This is a genomic window from Kitasatospora dryopteridis (assembly GCF_050749075.1).
Classification (GTDB): Bacteria; Actinomycetota; Actinomycetes; order Streptomycetales; family Streptomycetaceae; genus Kitasatospora.
In genome coordinates this window covers 670,582-692,401 of record NZ_CP192749.1, presented here as the reverse complement: position 1 = coordinate 692,401, position 21,820 = coordinate 670,582, and the positions used below count along the sequence as shown (strand labels likewise).

17 protein-coding genes, 1 tRNA gene and 1 pseudogene are annotated in these 21,820 nt (G+C 73.1%); 9 read left to right on the top strand and 10 right to left on the bottom strand.

The genetic code is table 11. The features are described from left to right. Positions 1–451 precede the first annotated feature (451 nt). The gene (locus ACQ614_RS03065; RefSeq protein ID WP_431676583.1) at positions 452–3,130 is read right to left on the bottom strand and encodes a SpoIIE family protein phosphatase; all 2,679 of its coding nucleotides are present in this window, start codon (positions 3,128–3,130) and stop codon (positions 452–454) included. A 121-nt stretch (positions 3,131–3,251) separates the two neighbouring features. Here ACQ614_RS03065 and ACQ614_RS03060 point away from each other — a divergent pair. Both ACQ614_RS03060 and ACQ614_RS03055 read left to right on the top strand, forming a co-directional pair. Then, positions 3,252–3,328: transfer RNA gene (locus ACQ614_RS03060), tRNA-Met, on the top strand. 128 nt (positions 3,329–3,456) lie between these two features. Beyond that, on the top strand, positions 3,457–3,951 hold the full coding sequence (locus ACQ614_RS03055) for a hypothetical protein (protein ID WP_431676582.1): 495 nt from the start codon (positions 3,457–3,459) through the stop codon (positions 3,949–3,951). A 41-nt stretch (positions 3,952–3,992) separates the two neighbouring features. Here ACQ614_RS03055 and ACQ614_RS03050 read toward each other — a convergent pair whose 3' ends face one another. Next, the gene (locus tag ACQ614_RS03050) at positions 3,993–5,303 is read right to left on the bottom strand and encodes an MFS transporter (protein ID WP_431683811.1); all 1,311 of its coding nucleotides are present in this window, start codon (positions 5,301–5,303) and stop codon (positions 3,993–3,995) included. A 231-nt stretch (positions 5,304–5,534) separates the two neighbouring features. Here ACQ614_RS03050 and ACQ614_RS03045 point away from each other — a divergent pair, with 231 nt between their 5' ends. Further along, positions 5,535–6,194 carry a GOLPH3/VPS74 family protein gene (locus ACQ614_RS03045; RefSeq protein WP_431676581.1) on the top strand — a complete coding sequence of 220 codons (660 nt, stop codon included), beginning with the start codon at positions 5,535–5,537 and terminating at the stop codon, positions 6,192–6,194. Between the two features lie 658 nt (positions 6,195–6,852). Here ACQ614_RS03045 and ACQ614_RS03040 read toward each other — a convergent pair. The 3 genes from ACQ614_RS03040 to ACQ614_RS03030 form a co-directional block, all read right to left on the bottom strand. Then, complete coding sequence (locus ACQ614_RS03040) at positions 6,853–7,452, bottom strand: hypothetical protein (protein ID WP_431676580.1); 600 nt, start codon at positions 7,450–7,452, stop codon at positions 6,853–6,855. Positions 7,453–7,515: 63 nt separating this feature from the next. Further along, the gene (locus tag ACQ614_RS03035; RefSeq protein ID WP_431676579.1) at positions 7,516–8,283 is read right to left on the bottom strand and encodes an MBL fold metallo-hydrolase; all 768 of its coding nucleotides are present in this window, start codon (positions 8,281–8,283) and stop codon (positions 7,516–7,518) included. A 129-nt stretch (positions 8,284–8,412) separates the two neighbouring features. Continuing rightward, the gene (locus ACQ614_RS03030) at positions 8,413–9,420 is read right to left on the bottom strand and encodes a GlxA family transcriptional regulator (protein WP_431676578.1); all 1,008 of its coding nucleotides are present in this window, start codon (positions 9,418–9,420) and stop codon (positions 8,413–8,415) included. A gap of 153 nt (positions 9,421–9,573) precedes the next feature. Here ACQ614_RS03030 and ACQ614_RS03025 point away from each other — a divergent pair, with 153 nt between their 5' ends. Further along, positions 9,574–10,329 (top strand): hypothetical protein, encoded by a 756-nt coding sequence (locus ACQ614_RS03025; protein WP_431676577.1) that lies wholly within the window; start codon positions 9,574–9,576, stop codon positions 10,327–10,329. A 60-nt stretch (positions 10,330–10,389) separates the two neighbouring features. On the opposite strand, the gene ACQ614_RS03020 is transcribed toward ACQ614_RS03025, so the two are convergent. Next, positions 10,390–10,794 carry a hypothetical protein gene (locus ACQ614_RS03020; RefSeq protein WP_431676576.1) on the bottom strand — a complete coding sequence of 135 codons (405 nt, stop codon included), beginning with the start codon at positions 10,792–10,794 and terminating at the stop codon, positions 10,390–10,392. A gap of 52 nt (positions 10,795–10,846) precedes the next feature. Further along, on the bottom strand, positions 10,847–12,163 hold the full coding sequence (locus ACQ614_RS03015) for an IS701 family transposase (RefSeq protein WP_431676575.1): 1,317 nt from the start codon (positions 12,161–12,163) through the stop codon (positions 10,847–10,849). A gap of 103 nt (positions 12,164–12,266) precedes the next feature. On the opposite strand from ACQ614_RS03015, the gene ACQ614_RS03010 reads away from it, so the two are divergent. From ACQ614_RS03010 to ACQ614_RS03000, 3 genes are all read left to right on the top strand, one after another. Further along, positions 12,267–13,382, top strand: coding sequence for a DUF7594 domain-containing protein (locus ACQ614_RS03010; RefSeq protein ID WP_431676574.1), 1,116 nt, complete (start codon positions 12,267–12,269; stop codon positions 13,380–13,382). A gap of 111 nt (positions 13,383–13,493) precedes the next feature. Continuing rightward, positions 13,494–14,813 (top strand): MFS transporter, encoded by a 1,320-nt coding sequence (locus tag ACQ614_RS03005; RefSeq protein WP_431676573.1) that lies wholly within the window; start codon positions 13,494–13,496, stop codon positions 14,811–14,813. Further along, complete coding sequence (locus ACQ614_RS03000) at positions 14,810–15,802, top strand: TolB family protein (RefSeq protein ID WP_431676572.1); 993 nt, start codon at positions 14,810–14,812, stop codon at positions 15,800–15,802. Before ACQ614_RS03005 ends, ACQ614_RS03000 begins: the two co-directional genes overlap by 4 nt. Positions 15,803–16,001: 199 nt before the next feature. On the opposite strand, the gene ACQ614_RS02995 is transcribed toward ACQ614_RS03000, so the two are convergent. Then, complete coding sequence (locus tag ACQ614_RS02995; protein ID WP_431676571.1) at positions 16,002–17,597, bottom strand: M4 family metallopeptidase; 1,596 nt, start codon at positions 17,595–17,597, stop codon at positions 16,002–16,004. Between the two features lie 272 nt (positions 17,598–17,869). Further along, positions 17,870–19,057 carry an acyltransferase family protein gene (locus ACQ614_RS02990; RefSeq protein WP_431676570.1) on the bottom strand — a complete coding sequence of 396 codons (1,188 nt, stop codon included), beginning with the start codon at positions 19,055–19,057 and terminating at the stop codon, positions 17,870–17,872. A gap of 340 nt (positions 19,058–19,397) precedes the next feature. Between ACQ614_RS02990 and ACQ614_RS02985 the strand changes: the two genes are divergently transcribed. After that, the gene (locus ACQ614_RS02985; protein WP_431676569.1) at positions 19,398–19,751 is read left to right on the top strand and encodes a hypothetical protein; all 354 of its coding nucleotides are present in this window, start codon (positions 19,398–19,400) and stop codon (positions 19,749–19,751) included. Between the two features lie 27 nt (positions 19,752–19,778). Here the strand turns inward: ACQ614_RS02985 and ACQ614_RS02980 are convergent, their stop codons facing one another. After that, a complete protein-coding gene (locus tag ACQ614_RS02980) occupies positions 19,779–20,285 on the bottom strand; it encodes a DinB family protein (protein ID WP_431676568.1) in 507 nt (168 codons plus the stop codon). A 245-nt stretch (positions 20,286–20,530) separates the two neighbouring features. On the opposite strand from ACQ614_RS02980, the pseudogene ACQ614_RS02975 reads away from it, so the two are divergent. Beyond that, positions 20,531–21,807, top strand: a pseudogene (locus ACQ614_RS02975) (hypothetical protein). Positions 21,808–21,820 lie beyond the last annotated feature (13 nt).

Genomic DNA, 21,820 nt, shown 5'->3' with positions numbered 1-21,820 from the left:
AATCGGGGGAGGCCTCACCCCTTGGTCGCAGGAACGTACACCCGTGCCACGAGCTGTGACGACGGGCCGCTCGGTGACCTTGCTCACTTGAGGCAGGTGTGGGGCTGTGAGGTCCGGCGCCACCGCTCTCACCTGCGGGAACGTCCCGATGTGGCCCGATCGGGCGCAGGTGCGGGGGTGGCACGGCGCCCGTGGCGGGGTGCCGCACCGGACGGTTCTCGTACCTCACCGTGTCGGCTGCGACGCTCGGCGCCCGCCGCGGTGGCACCCGGCCCGGCGGGGCGTGCCGCCGCCGGCCGTCCGGCTCCCTTGCCCGTGTGCACCTGTCATCCGTCCATCCTGGCCCGGGGGCGGGGATCGGTCCATGGTGCCTCCCCGGCGCGTCGCGAAGCTGCACGCGGAAGGACAAACTCCGCGCAGGCGGGAAAGCGCCCGGGGGACGCCCATTGCCTCAGGGCTCCGGGGTGGGGAGGGCCTGTTCGGCCCAGATGGTCTTGCCCCGGGGGTTGTAGCGGGTGCCCCAGTGGGTGGTGAGCTGGGCCACCAGGAACAGTCCGCGGCCGCCCTCGTCCGTCGTGGCCGCGTACCGCAGGTGCGGGGCGGTGCTGCTGCCGTCGGAGACCTCGCAGATCAGCGCCCGGTCGCGGAGCAGCCGCACCCGGGCGGGTTCGGTGCCGTAGCGGATGGCGTTGGTGGCGAGCTCGCTGAGGATCAGCTCGGTGCCGAAGGACAGGTCGCCGAGGTCCCACTTCTCGAGCGTCGAGGCCGTCCAGGCCCGCAGGTCGGCGACGGCCTCCGGGTCGAACGGGATGTCCCGTTCGGCGATGTCCTCCGCGGCGATCACCCGGGTGCGGGCGATCAGCAGGGCCACGTCGTCCTGCGGCCGGGCGGGCAGCAGGGTCTCGAGGACGGCCCGGCAGTTGTCCTCGGGCTCCCGGTCGTGGGAGAGGGCGTTGCGCAGGAGGTCCATGCCGACGTCGAAGTCCCGCGCGCGGTCCTCGATCAGGCCGTCGGTGTAGAGGACGATCTGGGTGCCTTCCGGCAGGTGCACCTCGGCGGTCTCGAAGGGCCCGCCGCCCGCTCCCAGCGGCGGCCCGACCGGCAGGTCCGGGAAGTCGACGCACCCGTCCGGGCGGACCAGTGCGGGCGCGGGGTGCCCGGCCCGGCTGACGGTGCACAGCCGAGACACCGGGTCGTAGATGGCGTACAGGCAGGTGGCCCCGGAGACGCCCGTCCCGGTGCCGTCGTCGCTCTCCTCCTGGTCGATGCGGTCGACGAGTTCGTCCAGGTGTCCGAGCAGCTCGTCCGGCGGGATGTCGAGGGCCGAGAAGTTGTGGACGGCGGTGCGGAGCCGGCCCATGGTGGCCGCGGCGTGCAGCCCGTGGCCGACGACGTCGCCCACCACCAGGGCGACCCGGCTGCCCGGCAGCGGGATCACGTCGAACCAGTCGCCGCTGACCCCGGACTGCGCCGGGAGGTAGCGGTGGGCGACCTCCAGCGCGGTCTGCTCCGGCAGGGCCCTCGGCAGCAGGCTGCGCTGCAGGGTCACCGCCATGGCGTGCTCCCGGGTGTAGCGGCGCGCGTTGTCGATGCTGACCGCCGCCCGTGCGACGAGCTCCTCGGCCAGCGACAGGTCCTCGTCGTCGAACGGCTCGGGCTTCTCCGACCGCCAGAAGTTGGCGACGCCCAGGATGATGCCGCGGGCCGACAGCGGCGTGGTGATCAGCGAGTGGACGCCGTGGTCGAGGACCCCGCCGGTCCACATCGGGTCCTGCGCCTTCCACCCCTCCGCCACCGACAGGTCCGGCACGACCTGCGACACCCCGCTGTCGAAGCCCTGGGCCTGCGGCGTGGACGGGATGAAGGTGATCAGCCGGCCGCGGGGGTAGAAGGGGTGGTCCTCGTGGATCCCGCTGACGGCGACGCGGCGCAGCTCCATCCCGCCGCCGGCGGGCTCGTTGCCCTGCAGGACGGGGTCGGCGAGGTCGACGGTGACGAAGTCCGCGAGGCCCGGGACGGCGACCCGGGCCAGTTCCTCGGCCGTGCGCACCACGTCCAGGGACGAGCCGATCCCGACGCCCGCCTCGTACAGCAGCGCAAGGCGCTTGTTGGCCACCTCGGCCTTGCCGGAGACCGCCATCAGCTCGGTCGAGTCGCGGATCGTCGCGACCGTCCCCATCGCGCCGCTGTGGCGGTCGGTCGGCCGCTGGTTCACCACGAGCAGCCGCCCGCCGGCCCGGTGCACCTCGTCCGCGGCCACCCGGCCCGACCGCAGCAGCCCGGCCGTGTCCGGGTCCAGCCGGTCCAGGTCGGAGACGTACCGGCCCTCCGCGTCGGGCGGCAGGCCCAGCAGCTCCTTCGCCTCGTCGTTCGCCAGGACCAGCCGCCCGTCCTGTCCGATGATCACCACGCCCTCGCGCACCGCGTGCAGCACCGCGTTGTGGTGCTCGTACATGCGGGTCATCTCGGCCGGGCCGAGACCGCCGGTCTGGCGCTTCAGCCGCCGGGCCGCGAGAGCGGTGCCGGTGGTGGCCACCGCGAGGGCGGCGGCGCCGGTGAACAGGATGATCGGCAGCTGCTTGTTGCCGGCGGAGGTGACGTTCTTGACCTTGAGCCCGGCCGACACCAGGCCCACCACCGAACCGTCCGCCCCCTTGACCGGCACGACCGCCTGGACCTCGTCGCCCAGCGGGCCGTGCACGCTCTCCGTGTGGATGCGGCCCTCCAGGGACGGCTCGATCGTCCCCACGAACCGCTGCCCGATCCGGTCCGGCAGCGGGTGCGTGTAACGGATTCCCTCGGTGTCCATGATCACGATGAAGTCGACGCCCGCGTCCTTGCGCGCCGCCTCCGTGAGCGGCTGCAGCACCGACGAGGGCGAGGACGACTTCAGGGTGTCGACGAGGCCGGGGGAGTGCGCGAACGCCTCCGCCACGGCCACCGACCGGTTGCGGGCCTCCGTCTCACTGGCCCGCCTGGACTCCAGCACCAGCGCCAGGATCGCCCCCAGGACGAGGAGCACCACCACGATCACCTGCACGACGAACATCTGGCCCGCGACGCTCCGCGGGCTCCTCGCGAGCAGTGACTGCTTGGAAGCCCCTCGGGGTCGGTCGGCGCGTTCGACCATGGGTCCTTTCTAACACCGAGCCGTGGGCGACCACGAAGCGTCGCGAAGCCGCGGCGGGCGCGCGCCGCGGAGAACCGATTTCCCACCGGCCCCATCCGTACCGTAGAGTCGGGTTCACCGACGCGGGGTGGAGCAGCTCGGTAGCTCGCTGGGCTCATAACCCAGAGGTCGCAGGTTCAAATCCTGTCCCCGCTACCAATCGCGAAGGGCCCGGCACCTCCAGGTGCCGGGCCCTTCCGCATGCCGGGACCGCCGGAGGACCCCGGGCTCCGGAGTGCGTGCGGGCGGCCGTTGACGGTCGGTGCGGGGGCTGACACGATCACCGGATGACCGCCGACCGCCCCGCCGACCGCCCCGCCGGCCCCATCCGCCTCCGCAGCCACTGGCAGCGTGCCGTGCTGGCACTCTGCGGTGCCGTGTTCCTGGTGATCGCCGTCGGGATGCTCGTCGAGGGCCCGTGGGGCACGCGGCTGCTGGGCCTGGTCATCGGTGCCGCCGCCTCCTGGTGGACCTGGCGGGCCGTCCGGCTCGGCGTGACGCTCGACGAGACCGGCGTGGCCAGCCACGGCATGGAGCGCACCCACCGCACTCCGTGGTGCACGATCGCCTCGGTCTCCGCCCAGACCCTCCCCGGGCCCGGCCTGGGCACCGTCACCACCCTGGTGCTCACCCGCTACGACGGCGAACCGATCGCCCTGCGCGGCATCGCCGGGTACGCGAGCGACCGCAGTGCCGCCCGGATGCGGGAGCTGCAGGACCGTATGGAAGCGCTGCGCACCGCGCACCGCGCCGGCTGCGAGAGCTGCCCGGCCGGGGCCTGAGCACGCGAGGCGTTCCGGGCGCCGAGCCGCTGCACGGTCCCCTAGCCCGCGGGCCGCTCCGGCGGGGCAGGGATGCACAGGCGTGCGAGGACGGCCGCCGTGAGGTAGGCCGCTGCGCCGACGGCCATGCTGGTGCGGAGGCCTTCGCCGTAGTCGGTGGCGGTGGCGAGGAGGGTGCCGCCGAGTGCCACTCCTGCGGCGCTGCCGATCTGGCGGGTGGTGTTGAACAGGGCGGACGCCGTGCCCGCGTATGCGGTGGGGGCGGCCGCCATCACGGTGGTGGTCGCGCCGGTGAGGGCGAAGGACGTGCCGAAGCCCGCCGCCATCATCGGGGCCACCAGCAGGGCGTAGGCGGGGTCGGTCCCGGCGGCGGCCCAGGCGGCCAGCCCGGCGGCCGCGACGAGCATTCCGGAGACGACCAGCGGGCGGTGCCCGGTGCGGCGGGCCAGCAGGCCGGCCAGGGCCGAGGCGAACATGGTCATCGCCACGGCGGGGAAGAGTGCGGCCCCGGTGCCGAGCGCGCTGTAGCCGCGCTGGTGCTGGAAGTAGAGGCTGGCGGTGAACACCATGCCGTAGAAGGCGAAGTTGAACAGCAGACCGATGGCGGCGCCGCCGCTCAGGGCGCGCGAGCGGAGCAGGCCGAGCGGCAGGACGGGGGAGCGGGCCCGGTGTTCGCGGGCCACGAAGGCGCAGGCCGCGGCGACCGACACGGCTGCCGCCCCGAGGACGAGCGGGTCCGTCCACCCGCGCCGGCCGGCCTCGTTGAGGGCTGCGACCAGCAGGGCGACGGCCGCGAAGACGGCGACCTGCGCGGGCAGGTCCAGCGGGCGGTCGGGGCGGCGCGGCGAGGCGGCGACATGGCGCAGGGTCAGTGCGATGCAGGCGGCCCCGACGGGCAGGTTGATCAGGAAGACCCACCGCCAGCCCACGGTGGAGACCAGCAGCCCGCCCAGCAGCGGCCCGGCGGAGGCGGCGATGCCGGCCATCGCCCCCCACAGGCCGAAGGCGCGGGAGCGCGCGTCCGGCGCCGGGTAGGACTGCTGGAGCAGGGCGAGCGAGCCGGGCACGATCAGTGCCGCGCCGAGGCCCTCCACCAGCCGGGCGGCCACCAGGACGGGCGTGTTCGGGGCGAGCGCGCAGCCGGCCGAGGCCGCGGTGAACACCGCCGCGCCGGTGCAGAAGATCCGCCGGTTGCCGAGGCGGTCGCCGAGCGCCCCGCCGGTGAGCAGCAGTCCGGCGAAGACCAGGGTGTAGCCGTCGGTGATCCACTGGATGCCGGTGAGCGAGGCGTGCAGCTCCCGGCCGACCACCGGCACCGCGACATTGATGATCGTCACATCGAGGATCACCATGAAGTACCCGGCGCACACCGCCAGCAGGGGAGCCCAGGCCCGCCCTGCCGGGCTGCGGCCACCGGACCGTTCCGCTCCCGCCACGCCCGACGCTCCCGGCCTGCACCAGCCCGCCCTGGACACGATCCACCTTACGAGACGTCAGCTGCCCCACCCGGTACGGCTCGACGGGAACCATCGCGCGGGCGCCGGCGTCGATCGGTTGTACGAACACACGGAGGAGAAACGCGCGTGGCTGTGACCCTGCCCGAAGAGATGATGCTGCTGTCGCTGGACGACGAGTCCGGCCAGGCGAAGGACGGGCTCATGCTGGGCTTGCCGCTCTCGGGCGCCATCGTCCTCGAGCTCGCGTTCGCCGGGCGGGTCACCCTCGCCGACGGCCAGGTCCGGGTGGTCGACACCAGGCCGACCGGGGTCGAGCTGCTGGACGGCCGGCTGGCCGCGCTCGCCGCGTGGACCGAGGGCCGGCGCAGGACGAAGATCGGCGACTGGCTGATGAAGGACCAGCGCACCTCCGTCCGTGCCGCGGAGGAGAGCCTGTGCCGGCGCGGCCTGGTCACCGAGGAGAAGCACAAGCTGCTCGGCCTCATCCCGGTCAGGCGGTACCCGGAGGCGGACGGCTCGGTCGAGCGCGAGCTCCGCGAGCGGCTGACCGGTGCCGTGCTGCGCGGCGAGGAGGCCGACGACCGCACCGCGGCGCTGATCGCCCTCCTCCAGGCGGGGCTGCTGCACCGGATCGCCTTCCCCGGCGTGCCGCGCAGGGAGGTCGAGCCGCGGATGAAGGCGTTCACCGAGGGCCACGGGGTGACCGAGAGCATCCGGGTCGCGGTGGGCGCCATGTACGCGGCGGTCGCGGCCACCATGGTGGCCACCGCCGCCGGGGCGGTCTGACCGCCCCGCCGTCCGGCGGCGGCGTCGTCGCCGGTCGGCCGTATGCTCCGGCGCACGGCTCGGAACCTGATGGTGTACGACGGCACGACGGGCGAGACCGCGCCGCAGGCTCGCACCGGCGGCGTGCCGCTCCCACCCGCCGGCTTCACCTGGCCGACCTGCCCACCGTGCGGTCGGGCGGCGTTCCTCACCCAGAGCCGAGCCCGCCCGCGCACACTCCTGCCCGCCGGAGGGAGGAAGTACGGGCCCCTCCGGCCGCGCAATGCCGGGGCCGGAATCCCCGCCGGCTCCGGCATTGCACGGCGGCGATCGTAGACAGCCGTGCAACGGCCGTGCCAAGGCGGCAGCGCCGGTGCACCCGACCCGCGCACTCTTTCGGTCAATCACCGGTCACGGCGTTCCGCGGTATGGCATCCTCGGCCGTTTTCGGCCCGCGGCGCCCGGAACTCAGGAGCGGAGGATCCACTTGTCCCCGTTGGTTCCGATGTAGCGTCCGCATGTCGCGGGAGGAATTCGGGATTGACACCTTCCCGGCCGCCTGCAGTCACCCGCCGCCACCCGCATCCGGCTGCACGTCCACCGCTGATGTTGGCGCGAATTGCGCCTGCGGGCGCTCCCGGCGGACAGGAGCCCGCTGACGGCAGATTCGGAGCCGGGCTCAGAGGACGGTGCGGAGGAGGATCATCACCAGCAGCAGCACGAGCATGATCCCGCCGACGGCCCAGCCGACCGCGGTTGCGACCGCGGCCGGCCTGAGAGCGGTCAAGGGGGTCGTCGGCTTCTCGGGAACGGGCCGGGGGAAGAGCCCGCCGATGCAGGCGGTGACCGCGGCCGGCAGCAGGACGCAGGCGAGCCACGCCGGGTACAGGGCGCCGCTGTCGTAGCGGCTCGAACCGTGCGACAGCTCGGGCGCGGCGCCGGCCAGCAGCCAGGCCGCTCCGGCGACGAGGGCACTGTGGGCGAGCAGTACGCCGGCCGCGCCCCAGGCCGCGGCGATCCGCCGGGGCTGCGCCAGGTGGGCCAGGCTGTGGGCCGCGACACCGGAGGCCACGGCGGCCAGCTGGAACGCGAACAGCCCGAAGCCCTCGGGCCGCAGCGCGAGCTGAACGCCCTCCAGCCACCTGGTCCGGTCGGCGGTCTTCTGGAGCCGGACCGTTGCGGCGATGCTCGCCGCGACGCAGAGCGCGGCGAGCACGATCCGCGCGGTCCTGCGGACCGGGGAGGCCTTCACCACCGGGGGCGGGATGTGATCGAGCATGCCCGGCAGGCTACAGACCGCCCCCGGATGCGGAACAGGCCCCTCCCCGTCCATGGGGAGTACTCAGCACATGTGCGGTCCGGGGCTCTCCGTCCGTACGCGCAGGCGGCCGGCCGCTGCCAGTGCGTCCAGGCGGCGCTGCTCGTTCGCGGCCCAGGTGGCGACGCGCGCAGGGTCGAGCGGGACGCCGTGGCCGACGTGCAGCCTGGTCGGCCCGAGCGCGAGCATTTCGCGCAGGCTGGCCAGGTTGCGCTGCGGGTCGTCGTGGAAGGGCGGGTTGGCGGGGCGTCCGGGGATCAGGCCCATGAACGAGTTGGCGACCATGTCGCCGGCCACCAGGTCACCGTCGTCGGTGAGGACGGAGATCGAGCCGGCGGTGTGGCCGGGGGTGGGCATGATGCGGGCGTCGACGCCGAAGTCGTGCAGGCCCGTCTCGCCGCGGACCAGGACGTCCGGCTCGAACGGTTCGGCGGCGGCGTGCAGTCGGGGGTCGCGGTCCATCAGGCGGCCCATCGGCCCGGTCGGCAGGTAGGGCTCGCGGACCCGGCCCGTCCGGAACGGCCGGAGGTCGTCGACGTGGCCGGCGACGGGCGCCCCGGTGAGGCGGTGGAGTTCGGCGGCGGACCCGAAGTGGTCGATGTGGCCGTGGGTGATGACGATCAGTCCGATGTCGGCGGGGTCGACGCCGTGCCGGGCGACGGCATCGCGGATCAGACGGCCGCTGCCGGGGGTGCCGGCGTCCACGACGATCGGCCGGCGTCCCAGCAGCAGGTAGGCGTTGATGGCGTGCCTGCCGAGGACCGGGATCGCGACGACCTTGGTGCGTGACATGGGGGCTCCCTTGCGAGCGTGCGTGTGCGTGCCCGCCCGTGTGCGGGCAGGGCGGGACGGACGGGCGGCGGCCCGGGCGGGCGCCGTCCTGCCCGGGGACGGATGTCGGGGACGGAGGTGCGGGGACGGTCAGGCGGCCGGGGGAGCCGCCGCGTCGGGGGAGCGGAAGCGGCGGCGGTACTCGGCGGGCGTGGTGCCCAGCCGGTTCCTGAAGACGCGGTGCAGGGTCTCGACGGAGCCGAGCCCGGTGCCGGCGGCGATGGCCGGCAGGCTGCGGTCGCTCTCCTCCAGCAGGCGCCGGGCGGCCTCCAGCCGGACGGCTTCCAGATAGTCGGCCGGGGTGCGGCCGGTGCGGCGGCGGAACAGCCGGGAGAAGTGACGCACGCTCAGGTTCAGCCGGTCGGCGAGGACCTGGGCGGGCAGGTCCTCCGCCAGGTGGTCCTGGATCCACAGGCGCAGGCCGTCGATGCGGTCGTCGGCCGGGGCCTGGAGGGACAGCGGGACGCTGAACTGGCTCTGCCCGCCGGGGCGTTTGACGTACATCACCATGGCCCGGGCCACCTCGAGGGCCAGCGCCTGGCCGTGGTCCTCGGCGACCATGGCGAGCGCCAGGTCCAGCACCGCGGTGACTCCGGCACACGTCCACACCCGCCCGCTGCGGACGAAGATCGGATCCGGGTCGACGTCGACCGACGGGTGGCCGGCGGCGAGCTGCCCGGCGGTGAGCCAGTGCGTCGTCGCCGGCAGGCCGTCCAGCACTCCGGCGGCCGCCAGCAGGTGGGCGCCCGCGCACAGCCCGGCCACCCGGCGTGCCTGCGGGGCGGCCCGGGGGAGCCACTCGGTCACGACGGGGTCGACCACCGCCTCGACCCGGCCCGCAGAGAGGTCCATCGCACCCGCCACCAGCAGGGTGTCGACGCCGTCGACCGCCTCGTCCAGTGCCACGCCCGCGACGAGCCGGACGCCTGCGGAGGTCCGGAGCTCCCCGGCCGCCGCCGCTGCGATCTCCACCCGGTAGCCGGGCCGGTCGGGGCCGAGCAGACGCGTGGCGACGGAGAACACCTCCGCCGGCCCGGTGACGTCCAACAGCTCGACGCCCGGGAACGCGGCGACGACAACTCTGCGCGGTTCGGCCATGCCACGATCCTCGCCGCCCTGCTGGCGCGTCTGCAATGACCAGGTTCTGTCAGAAACGGCCACACCCCGCCGTGCGCTGCTGTCGGCGCAGGCCGCTAGGGTCACCCGGACCGACGGGCAGGAGGGCTGCCCGCAGAGCAGGGGGCATACACGATGGCAGGACGAGCGCTGCGCTTCCACGGCCGCGCGGCGACGCTGGCCGGGATGGACCCGGAGGTGTCGGCGGAGGCCGCGGCGGCACTGGACCGCTTCGAAGCCGTGCACGGGCGCGCCGTGCCGGCCTCGGTGCGCGAGTGGTTCGCGCTGGCACAGGGCGCCGACGTACTGCGGGAGTTCAGCAACGACGACGCGGTGTACGGCGCCGACCGGCTGGGCCGCGAAGAGGTCTACTACTGGCCCGAGGACAACGGGGACTGGCCGGACGACGTGGAGGAGCAGGAGGAACGGCCGATCGACCCGGTCGGGGCGCTCGGCCTGCTGCCGTTCCTGGTCGAGAACCAGGGCGTCTGGGTGATGGCCGTCCGCCTCGACGGCTCGGAGGACCCGCCGGTGGTCATCTCCTTCGACGACGTGACACCGTCCGCGGCCTGGCGGCCGTGCGCCGACCGCTTCTCCGACCTGGTCCACGCCCGGATCTGGGACGCACCGGTGCACCGGCACGGCACGCAGCTCGCCACACACGAGGGCACCGAGCCGCCCGCCCTCCTGGACGTCCTGCGGCGGGACTTCACCCCCGGCCCGCCGACCGTCGACGGCATCCAGCGGTACTCCCGCGACGGCGACCGCCAGCGGGTCCTGATCGAGCAGTGGCGCGGCCGGTGGCACACCACGACATGGGCGGCGGACGAGGCCTCAGCGGCGGCCCTGGCCGCCGCCCTCGGCACGGACACCGGCGCCGCCGAGCAGTGATGCCGCAGCGGAGACCCGGCCCGGAGGCCCGGCCCGGGGTGGCGGGCCGGGCGGGTGGCGTCAGGAGGCCGGGTCGAGGCGGGAGAACTCCGGACGCAGCATCAGCTCCCGCAGCTGGGTGCGGCTGACGGGCGCCTCCTTCAGCGGCTCGACACCCGGGTAGTGGGTCGCCGAGTAGGAGCGCATCTCGAGGATGCGTCCGTCCGGGAAGTACCGGAGGGCCATCCAGTACGGCGTGTGGATCGGCGAGATGCCCTTGTTCTTCGCGGCCTCGGCAACCTCCTCGGGGTCGGGAACGGTCCGGCCCCACACGGTCAGCCTGCTGCCGTCGGACAGCCGCTCACTGGTGCACCCCGGGAGCGGCTTGACGTAGAACCCCGGCCCGCAGCGGTCCCCTTCGAGGTTCGACCGGTGCACGACCGGCTCGGGGCTCAGCTTCGTCGGCGTCAGGCCGATCGACAGCACACCGGTGCCGCGGAGAACTCGTCTTTCGCGGTTTTCTTGATCGTCTTGTGGGCTACGCGGCTGCGGCGGCCCAGGCCCGGTGGACGGCGGCGATTTCGTGGTCGGTGGGCTGACCTGCGTGTTCGGGCATATTCCTGGCCGCAATGACGGTGCGCCGGAGCTTGACGACCATGTCCTGGAAGGACGGGGTGGTCTTGGTGGTGTACCAGGGGGCGCGGGCCCGGTGCTCGGCGACGTCGGCGGGGTGGTGGCCGTGAAGGGCGTACCAGATGACGGTGAGGCTGTAGACGTACAGGCCGAACGGCACGGTGCGCTCGACCGCCGCCCGGACCCTGTTCTGGGCCTGGCCGACGCCCAGGTGTTCGCGGACTTCCTCGAAGGTGGTCTCGATCGACCAGCGGCCGGCGTAGCGTTCCACCAGCTCGGCGGCGGGGGTGGTCAGGTCGGTGGTGACCAGGGCCAGGTCGAAGGGCTTGGTCGAGCCCGGGTCGCGGACGAGCAGGACGCGGATGGTGCGGGTGTGGAAGCTGCCGTACCACAGGCAGACGAGCTCGGCGATGTGCACGGTCGCGGGCGGCCGGTTGTACCGGGTGACGGTGTGCGCGGTGAAGACTGCCTGCTCGGCCCAGCTCTTCGGGGTGCCGATCTTGGCGCCCTTCAGGCACGGCCGGCCACGGCGGCCGGTCGGCGGCGGGGCGAGTTCGTACAGGGCGGCGTTGACCGGCAGCCGGCACGTCCACGTCACCGTGCCGGGCAGCTCGCGCAGGGCGCGGCCGTGGTAGGCGCCGTCGGCCACCACGTCGATCCGCCGGTCGGTGAACGCGCGGGCCAGCAGCGCGACCAGGTCGAGGGCGAGATCGACTTTCGTCTTCCCCTGTTTGGGGCGCCACAGCCGGGCCAGGATGGGCAACGCGATCGGGCGGGTGAGGAAAGGCAGGCGCACCACCAGGGCGACCACCACGAAGCAGGTCCCCCGCCCGATGGGCTTCGGTCCGGTGGCCGCACCGTCGTACTGCCACGCGGCACCGAAGACCTTGCGCCCCGTGCGCTTGAACAGCGTGTCGTCGACGGCGACCTGCAGCGCAGCCCCCGCGGGCAGCAGCCGCTCCACGATCAGACGGGCCAGCACGAGGCCGACCCGGTCCAGGTCCCACACCCCGGCGGCGAAGAACCGGTGGGCCCGGTCGTGCGGCCACCGGGCCGACAGTCCGGCGCCGGTCAGCATCCCGGTCACCGTCCGCCGCCCAGTACGTGTCACCGTCCCCGTGACCAGCGCCGCGAGCGTCTCGAACGACGGCGCGGTGAAGCAATCCCGGAAGACCGCCAGCACGAGTAACAGCGAAGGGGGTACGGTCCCCGGTGGAAGCATCGACGGCCCCTCGACAGAGGTGGAACAGACCCGTCGATGCTTCCGCACGTCTACGACACAAGCCCCCTCTTTCGATCATGAAAACCGCGAAAGACGAGGGGCGATGAGCAACACCACCTGGTCCGAGACCGGGGTCACCTGGAACAACCAGCCCGCCGTCGACGGCCAGGTGCTGGGCGCGCTGGGCGCGGTGGCGCGCAACGGCTGGTACGAGGTGGACGTGACCTCGTACGTCAAGGCCAACGGCACCTTCAGCATCGGCGTGACGTCCACCTCGAGCAACGGCGCCGACTACGACTCGCGGGAGTCCGGTGCCACCGCGCCGCAGCTCGTGGTCACCACCGACTCCGGCTCCCCGTCCCCCTCCCCGACGCCGAGCGGCTCGCCGACCGCGAGCCCGACCCCGTCGCCGTCCCCGACGCCGACCGGCGGCGGCGACCCGGTGCTGGTGGGCGCCGGCGACATCGCCAACTCCGGCTCCGGCGACGAGGCCACCGCGAAGCTGCTGGACGGCATCCCCGGCACGGTGTTCAACGCGGGCGACAACGCGTACCCCGACGGCTCCGCCGCCGACTACGCCAACTACTACGCGCCCACCTGGGGCCGCCACAAGGCGCGGACCAAGCCGGCGCCCGGCAACCACGAGTACAACACCCCCGGCGCCACCGGCTACTACGGCTACTTCGGTGCCGCGGCCGGCACCGCCGGCGAGGGCTACTACTCGTACGACCTGGGCAACTGGCACGTCGTCGCACTGAACTCCAACATCGCCACCTCGGCGGGCTCCGGCCAGGAGCAGTGGCTGCGCGCGGACCTGGCCGCCAGCACCAAGCCGTGCACCCTGGCGTACTGGCACCACCCCCGCTTCACCTCGGGCGCCAACCACGGCCCCAGCACCTCGGTCGGCCCGCTGGTGCAGGCGCTGTACGACTACAACGCGGACGTCGTCGTCACCGGCCACAACCACCAGTACGAGCGCTTCGCGCCGATGAACCCGAGCGGCACCCTCGACACCACCCGCGGCATCCGGCACTTCGTGGCCGGCATGGGCGGCGCCAGCCACTACGCGTTCGGCACCATCCAGCCCAACAGCGAGGCCCGCAACAGCGACACCTACGGCGTGCTCAAGTTCACCCTGCACGCCGACAGCTACACCTGGCAGTTCGTCCCGGAGGCGGGCAAGACCTACGGCGACAGCGGCACCACCGCCTGCCACTGATCCCGCCCGCCGCGGCGAGGGGCACGGCCGCACCGCCGCCCCTCGCCGCGCGCGGCCCGCACGCTGCCCCGCCCGCGGGTCGTCACGCAAAGCCAGGCGAAAGGCCACCTCGTGTACCTCTCCACCATCGACCGTCCGGGCGCCGCCGGCCCCGCACCGGCGCGGCACCGCTGGGCGCTGGTCGGCGGCAACGTCCTCGCGCTCGGCACGGTCAGCCTGATCACCGACGTCTCCTCCGAAATGGTCACCGCCGTCCTGCCGTTGTACCTGGTGACGGCACTGAACCTGGGCCCCGCCGCCTACGGCCTGGTCGACGGACTGTACGGCGGCGCGACCGTGCTGCTGCGCCTGGTCGGCGGCTACCTCGCCGACCGCACGCAGCGCCGCAAGGCGGTCGCCGGGGCCGGCTACGCGCTCTCGGCCGTCGCCAAGCTGGGTCTGCTGGCGGCCGGTTCGTCGCTGACCGCATTGGGCGCGGTGATCACCGCGGACCGCGCCGGAAAGGGCCTGCGCAGCGCACCGCGGGACGCGCTGATCACCCTCTCCGCGCCGGCCGACTCGCTGGGCCGGGCCTTCGGGCTGCACCGCACCATGGACGCGGTCGGCGCCTTCGCGGGCCCGCTGGCCGCGCTGGCGGTGCTGGCCGCGGCCGGGCAGGCCTTCGACGCGGTGTTCGTGACCAGCTTCTGCGTGGCCCTGTTCGGTGTGCTGGTGCTCGTCCTCTTCGTCCGCGACCGGCGGGCCGTGCTCCCGGCGACCGGCGCCGTGTCGCCCGCTGCGGCCCTCGGTCTGCTGCGGCTGGCGCCGGTGCGCCGCCTGGTCCTGGCCGCCGCCCTGCTGGGGCTGGCCACCGTCGGCGACGGCTTCGTCTACCTGCTGCTGCAGCGGCGCGAGGCGATCTCGCTCGGCTGGTTCCCGCTGCTGGCCGCCGGCACCAGCCTCGGGTACCTGCTCCTGGCCGCCCCGCTGGGGGCGGTAGCCGACCGGATCGGCCGGCTGCCGGTGCTGCTCGGCGGGTACGCCGCGCTCGCCTCGGTGTACTTCCTGCTGCACGGGCCACTCGGCGGGCCGGCGCTGCCCGTGCTGGTGCTGGCCCTGCACGGCCTGTTCTACGCGGCCACCGACGGTGTGCTGATGGCCCTGGCGGGTCCGCGGCTGCCGCAGGCGCTGCGGACCACCGGGATCGCGCTGGTGCAGAGCGCCCAGGCGCTGGCGTACCTGGTGTCCTCGGTGCTGTTCGGCCTGGCGTGGCAGCTGTGGGGCCCGGCGGCCGCGAGCCGCGCCGCAGGGCTGGCCGTGCTCGTGGCGGCGGCCGCCACCGCCGTCCTACTGGCCGGCCCGTCCTCCGTGCCCGCCGATGCCGCGCCCGGCCACGCCGGTGCCGCCCCCGACCCCGGCCTTCCCACCGACCCTGCGGAGCGAACCCGTTGAACCTCTCCACCCGTGCCCGCGTCGTTGCGGTGGCCGCGGCCGCCCTGCTGCTGGGCGGCGCCGCCACCGGATACACCCTCACCGCCGGCGGCGGGCCGGCGGCCTCCCCGGTCGTCCCCGCCGACCCGGAGGACGGGGCGGCCGGTGCAGCCGCCGGCCCGCGCATCCAGGTGCTCAGCAACGGCCTGCTGTCCTCGGTCTCCCGCCAGGATCCGGGCGGCAGCCGCGAGGTGGGCCGACTGCGTTGCGAGCGCGCGTACACGGCCGGCGGCACGGTGGCCTGCCTGGCACCGGCGGGGGCACTGGAGGGGCCGAAGCTGCTGGTCATGGACCGGGAGTTGCACGAGCGCAGCACTGTGGCACTGGCCGGCATCCCCAACCGGCTCCGGGTCTCGGCGAGCGGACGGATGGTGTCCTGGACGCTGTTCGTGGGCGGCGACTCGTACGCGGGCGGGTCGTTCTCCACCCGCACCGGCATCCTGGACACCCGCGGCGGCGCCGTGCTGCAGACCCTGGAGGACTTCGCGATCACTCGCGACGGCCGTCCCTACCGCGCGGCCGACGTCAACTACTGGGGCGTCACCTTCACCGCCGACGACAACCGCTTCTACGCCACCCTCGCCACCGGCGGCCGCCGCCACCTGGTCGAGGGCGATCTGGCGGCGCGTACGGTGCGGACGGTCGCGGACGACGTGGAGTGCCCGTCGCTGTCGCCGGACGGCAGGCGGATCGCCTTCAAGCAGGCGGTCGACGGCGACCCGGTGAAGGGCTGGCGCCCGGCGGTGATGGACCTCGCGAGCGGCGCCGTCCGGGTGCTGCCCGAGCAGCGTTCGGTGGACGACCAGCCGGCCTGGCTGGACGACGCGACGGTGGCCTACGCCCTCCAGCGGCCGGACGGGGTGAACGACGTCTGGTCGGTGCCGGCGGACGGTTCCGCAGCCCCGAAGCTCCTCGTCCCCGGCGCCAACTCCCCGGCGCCGCTCGCCTGATCCGGCGGGCCGCCGGCCTCGCCACCGCTGTCGGCGGACGGGGCGTCAGAGGCGGATCTCGAGGACCTGGGCCGGCCGCGTCGTCCGGGCCGCCCGTACGGATCTTCATGCGAACATTTTGTACACGCCCGGCACGCCCGGCAGCCCCGGGGTGCGGGAGGCTGCCGGGGCGCCGGTCCGGTGCGGCTGTGCCGGTGGGTCAGGAGACGCTGACGGCGCTCCAGGCCGCTGCGGCCGCGTTGTACTCGGTGCTGCCGGCGCCGTAGAGGTCCTTGGCCGCGTTCAGGGTCGCGGTGCGGGCGCCCTTGTAGTCGGTGGTGGACGTCATGTAGACGGTCAGCGCCCGGTACCAGATCGCGGCGGCCTTCTGGTTGCCGATGCCGATCACCGTGGAGCCGTTGCAGGTGGGGCTGTTGTAGGTGATGCCGTTGATCGTCCGGCTGCCGCTGCCCTCACTGGCGAGGAAGAACCAGTGGTTGCCCACGCCCGAGGAGTTGTGCACGTCGAGCTGGCCGACCTTCTTGCTCCAGCAGTCGGCCGAGCGGCCGTCCAGCGAGGGCTTGTCGAGGCGGCGCAGCCACGGCGGGGTCGACTGGTCGCTGAACAGGTAGTCGGGGGTGTCGACGCCGTTGTGGGCGTACCACTCGACCATGGTGCCGAAGATGTCGCTGGTCGCCTCGTTGAGGCCGCCGGACTCGCCGGCGTAGCGGAGGTTGGCGGTGGCGCTGGTGACGCCGTGGGTCATCTCGTGGCCCATGGTGTCGAGGTCGACCTGCTCGGGGTCGGTGGTGCCGTCGCCGTCGCCGGTCATCATGCAGAAGCAGCTGTCGGACCACTGGGCGTTGTCCCAGTTGGTGCCGACGTGCACGAAGACGGTGGCGCCCCGGCCGTCGTTCTTGATGCCGTTCCGCCCGAAGGTGTTCTTGTAGTAGTCGTACGTCCAGGCGGTGTTGGCGTGTGCGTCGACGGCGGCGGTGGCGCGGTCGGTGGAGAACTTCCGGCCGTCGCCCCAGATGTTGTCGGTGTCGGTGAAGAGCGTGCCGGAGCCCGCCTTCAGGCCGCTCGCCGAGACGTTGCGGGCGTCCCTGGTGGTGTGGCCGCGGACGGGGTCGATCAGCGCGTACGTGCCGTTGGACTGCAGGGTTGTGTCGATCGTGACGGTGCCGGTGTACTCGGAGCGGCCGGTGCCGGCGGCCTCGTGCTCGGCGTCGAACTGCTCGATCTCCTCGCCGGTGGTGGCGTCGGTGACGACGACCCGGCCGGAGGGCTGGCCCTGCTTGCCCAGGCCGCTGACGGTGGTCTCCCAGGCCAGCCGGGCGGTGCCGTCGGCGGCCCAGACGACCAGCCGGGGCTCGGACTTCGCGGAGGATATGCCGGGTGCGGCGGCCAGGGCCTTGGCGGCGGTGGTCTGCGCGGGCACGCTCGGGACGGTGCTCCGGACGGCCGGGTCGTGGCCCTTGGCGCGAGAGGAGTCCTTGAGCCGGCCGCGGGCGTCCTGGTGCACGACCAGGTCGCCGCCGATCACCGGCAGGCCCCGGTAGGTGCGGTCGAAGCGGACGTGCTGGGTGCCGTCCGCGTCGATGACGACGTCCTTGGCCCGGAGGGCCTGCCCGGCGCCGAAGCCGAAGAGTTCGGCGTTGCGGGCGACGTTGGCCTCGGCGCGGGCGACGGCGCTGTCGCGGCCCGGGGCGGCGGTTGCGGTGGTGACCTGCACGCCGGCGGCGACGAGCGCGGCGGTCGCCGCGAGGGCGCCGGCCGCGAGGGTACGGCGACGCGAAGAGGAGGTGGGGCTCACTCTGTACTCCAGTCGGTAGCTGCTGGGTGGCCGACTGAGAGCTTGGCCGTGAACAGACAAACAGTTCTACGAAACAGTATGCAATTTGACCATTCCGTAGCCTGAAAGGTGACCAATTCGGATCGAATCTGACCGAACTGAGCGATCGTCATGGCCGGGCAGGCGCCGCGGCCGGGGCGCGGCGGCGCAGGCCCGGACGGCGTCGGGGAACGAAAAGGCCGCCGGGGCCGCACAACGGTGTTGTGCGGCCCCGGCGGCGGTGGGGGTGCGTCCTAGGCCGCCCGTGCGGTCGATTCCTTCCGGCCGATGTCGCGCAGGTCGATGAGGGCGCCCCTCAGGCCGCGCCGGAGGGCGTACGCCATGGGGCGCTCGATCAGGCGGTGGATCAGCCATGCGAAGACCAGCATCCCGACGGTCAGCGAACCGACGAGGACGTAGGCGTTCACGTTGTCGTGGAGGCGGTGGATGACCTGCCAGCCCAGCTGCTCGTGGACGAGGTACAGCGGGTAGGTCAGTGCGCCCGCGGTGGTCAGCCACTTCCACTGGATCCAGCCGAACCAGCCGGCGGCCACGCCGATCATCACCAGGAACATGAGAGTGATCAGCGCGAAGGCGACGTCGTACGAGACCTTCTGCCAGTAGTAGTCGGCCACGATCAGCCGGAGCTGGTTCTGCGCCAGCATCCAGGAGAAGCCGACGATCCCCCAGAGCAGCAGGTTGGACCCGAACCGGTAGATCATGTACAGCGCAACGCCGGCGATGAAGTAGGGCGCGAACCGCGGGAAGAAGAAGAAGTCGAGGACGGGCAGGTGGGTGCTCACCGTGACGACCGAGAGCACCAGCCATCCGCCGCAGAACGACACCACCTTGCGGTAGGTCAGGCCGCCGATGGCCAGCACGCCGAAGAGGACGTAGAACCGCAGCTCGACCCAGAGGGTCCAGTAGACGCCGTCGACGTCGACGCCGCCGACGCCCTCCTGCATCATCGTCAGATTGGTGATGACATTTGAGTACGAACCCTTGATCACCTCTTTGTTCCACGGGGCGTGGACGGTGAAGGTCACGGCCGCGATGAGCAGCACGCTGAACCAGTACGCCGGGAACAGTCGGGTGATCCGGGAATTCACGAAATGTCCCACCGGGCGGCCCCAGGAGGACATGCAGATGACGAAGCCGCTGATCAGGAAGAACAGCTCCACGCCGACCCAGCCGTAATTCGCCACCCAGTGCAGCTTGGGCATGTACGTCCCGGGCCTGCCGCCCCAGATCGAGGTGTCCCGCTCGATGCCCGCGTAGTGCCAGCCGACGACGGCGAGCGCGGCGACCAGGCGGAGTCCGTCCAGTACGTACAGGCGGGGCCGCCGCCGGGTGGTCGCGGGCGGGGAGGCCGTCGGGGGCGGCGCTTGGGCCGGCGCCGAGGATTCCCGTATCGAATCGGCGAGGGCGGTCTCGGGTGACATGGAGATTCGGCTCCTTGTGAGGCGGGCGTGTGTCCGCCCGTGGTGCAGATCCCGCCGAGAGGGGCGACGGGACCTCGGGATCGTACCGAAAGGGCAGAGAGGGGAGATCACGTCTCCGCGACGGTTCGGTGGCGAAGTGCCGGCGCGGCGGATTCCGTGCGGCTGGTCAGCTGCGAACGGGCCGAATCCCACAAGGCGGCGCGGCGGCCGGGGAGCGCTTTCCGGCGGCTCGCCTTCGTCATCGAATCGGTATCCGGACTGCTGTCCGGCGCGAGCCCGGAGATGGCGCTAAAATCGAACGCAGGTGCGATTGATAGGGTCGGAAGGAGCTGAGGAGCCGATGGCGCGAAGCGGGGCCGTCTCCCCCGAGGAGCGGTACGAGCAACTGGTCGCGCACCTCGCGGACCTGCCCGGGGTGGCCGTGCCGGGGGACGGGCCGGGGCGGGAGGGCCGGTTCGGCGCTGACGCGCTCAAGGCCGGCGGGAAGATCTTCGCGATGCTCGCGCAGGGCCGCCTGGTGGTGAAGCTCCCGCGGGCCCGGGTCGATGAGCTGGTGGACGCCGGTGAGGGCGAGCGCTTCGACCCGGGGCACGGGCGCCTCATGCGCGAGTGGCTCGGCCTGGACCCTGGCTCGGGCCTCTCCTGGGACGCGCTGGCCCGGGAGGCCCTGGAGTTCGTCGGCCCGCGGCGCTGACGCGCGCCGCGGCCGGGCGGGCGGGGGTCAGGCGCCGGTCGTGCCGTCGAGGAGCTCGCGGACGATGTCGAGGTGTCCGTTGTGGCGGGCGGTCTCCTCGATCAGGTGCAGCAGGATCCACCGCAGGTCGACGCGGCCCCCGTCGCCCCGGGGCCGCTCGGCGAGGGCGTCCAGCGAGTGGGCCGCGACGATCTCGCGGTGGCGGGCGCACGCGGCCGCGTACTCGGCGAGGACGTCGTCGAGCGGGACGTCGACGGCGATCCGCATCTCGCGGTCCGGGTCCTCCTCGGTCCAGGGGCCTTCGTCCTCCCGGCCGAGGAACACCACCTCGAGCCACCAGTGCTCGACCCACCGGAGGTGGTTGACCAGGCCGGCGAGGGTCATCAGCGGGGAGCCGGGCAGCGGGGCGCGCCGTGCGTTCTCCGCGGACACCCCCTCGCACTTGGCGCGCGCGGTGGCGCGGGCGTAGTCGAGGAACGTGACGAGCTGGGTGCGCTCGTCCAGGGCTGCTGGAACATCGGTTCGTGTAGTCATCGGGCGGAATGATCCACGCGGAGCCGAGGCCTGTCGAGCGGTTTGCGGGCCGGTCGGCAGGCCGCGCAGGCCGACCGGGCCGTTCATTTACGGTTCGTCGGCAACCTGACGGCTGCTCAGAGGCGTTTTGGGTGGTGGGGGACGGTCGGCCGGCCCGGTCCGGACACCGGCCGCCGCGCCCCCACCGCCAGTACGCACCCGCAGCCGGACTGCACGGCTGCCCTCCCACCGAAACGGGGCAGATGATGAGAACCTCACGCGGCCTGCTCGGCCTTCTCGCGGTCGGCGTCGCCGGCGCCGTCGCCGTGGCCCTGATCCCCGGCTCCGGCGGCGACCAGGCGTCCGCGGACACCGCCTCGCCCGCCGCCACGGGCACCGCAGATCCCGGGAAGGGCCCCGGCACGGCCGGGACCACCGCCGCCCGGCCGGCCCCGCCCGCCTCGCCGACCTGGGACGGCGTCGTCCGGACGATCGGCGACGGCTCCACGTCCGACACCGGACCGCAACCGAACCAGCCGCCCGTCGAGAAGCTCAAACCCGGCGAGAAGCCGCCGCAGTTCGTGGTGTTCTCCTGGGACGGCGCGCTGGAGAACGAGGACCGCCTCTTCTCCCACTTCCGCCAGGTCGCGAAGGAGAACAACGCCCGGATGACGTTCTTCCTGAGCGGCATCTACCTGGTGCCCAAGTCCAAGCGCTCGCTGTACCACCCGCCCCAGCACGCGGCCGGCGTGTCGGACATCTCCTTCCCCACCGACGCCCACCTCCGGTCGACCCTCGAACAGGTCCGCCAGGCCTGGCTGGACGGGAACGAGATCGGCACGCACTTCAACGGCCACTTCTGCGGCCCCAAGGGCGGCGGCGACTGGAGCGTCGCGGAGTGGCAGAGCGAGCTGGACCAGGCCCGCTCGTTCGTCACCAACTGGAAGACCAACACCGGGCTGAAGAACACGCCGGCGCTGCCCTTCGACTACACCCGCGAACTGGTGGGCGGCCGGGCCCCCTGCCTGGAGGGCCAGAAGAACCTGCTCGCCGCCGAGAAGGCGGCCGGCTTCCGGTACGACGCGAGCTCCCCCGGCGAGTTCCAGGTCTGGCCGTCCAGGAAGGACGGGATCTGGAACTTCCCGCTCCAGCTGGTGCCCTACCCGGGCAAGCCCGTCCAGGTCCTGTCGATGGACTTCAACTTCCTGGCCAACCATCCGGGGACAGCACCGAGGGAGATCCGAAGAAGTACCCGGAGTGGGAGCGGCAGACCCGCGACGGCTACCTCAACGGCTTCGAACGGGTCTACAACGGCAGCCGGGCACCGCTGTTCATAGGCAACCACTTCGAGACCTGGAACGGCGGCATCTACATGCAGGCCATCGAGGACGTGGTGAAGAGCGTGTGCAAGCGCGAGGGTGTCCGGTGCGTCTCGTTCCGCGAGCTCGCCGACTGGCTCGACGCCCAGGACCCGAAGGTGCTCGAACGGCTGCGCGGCCTCGACCCGGCCCAGCCCGCCGACTGGTCCGCCCTGGTCAAGTAGCAGCGCGGAGCTG

Bases quoted from the DNA above. Each gene is read 5' to 3' on its own strand.
- ACQ614_RS03065 (WP_431676583.1), bottom strand. From the start codon at position 3,130: ATGGTCGAACGCGCCGACCGACCCCGAGGGGCTTCCAAGCAGTCACTG.
- ACQ614_RS03055 (WP_431676582.1), top strand. From the start codon at position 3,457: ATGACCGCCGACCGCCCCGCCGACCGCCCCGCCGGCCCCATCCGCCTC.
- ACQ614_RS03050 (WP_431683811.1), bottom strand. From the start codon at position 5,303: ATGGTGATCCTCGATGTGACGATCATCAATGTCGCGGTGCCGGTGGTC.
- ACQ614_RS03040 (WP_431676580.1), bottom strand. From the start codon at position 7,452: ATGCTCGATCACATCCCGCCCCCGGTGGTGAAGGCCTCCCCGGTCCGC.
- ACQ614_RS03035 (WP_431676579.1), bottom strand. From the start codon at position 8,283: ATGTCACGCACCAAGGTCGTCGCGATCCCGGTCCTCGGCAGGCACGCC.
- ACQ614_RS03030 (WP_431676578.1), bottom strand. From the start codon at position 9,420: ATGGCCGAACCGCGCAGAGTTGTCGTCGCCGCGTTCCCGGGCGTCGAG.
- ACQ614_RS03025 (WP_431676577.1), top strand. From the start codon at position 9,574: ATGGCAGGACGAGCGCTGCGCTTCCACGGCCGCGCGGCGACGCTGGCC.
- ACQ614_RS03015 (WP_431676575.1), bottom strand. From the start codon at position 12,163: ATGCTTCCACCGGGGACCGTACCCCCTTCGCTGTTACTCGTGCTGGCG.
- ACQ614_RS03010 (WP_431676574.1), top strand. From the start codon at position 12,267: ATGAGCAACACCACCTGGTCCGAGACCGGGGTCACCTGGAACAACCAG.
- ACQ614_RS02990 (WP_431676570.1), bottom strand. From the start codon at position 19,057: ATGTCACCCGAGACCGCCCTCGCCGATTCGATACGGGAATCCTCGGCG.
- ACQ614_RS02985 (WP_431676569.1), top strand. From the start codon at position 19,398: ATGGCGCGAAGCGGGGCCGTCTCCCCCGAGGAGCGGTACGAGCAACTG.
- ACQ614_RS02980 (WP_431676568.1), bottom strand. From the start codon at position 20,285: ATGACTACACGAACCGATGTTCCAGCAGCCCTGGACGAGCGCACCCAG.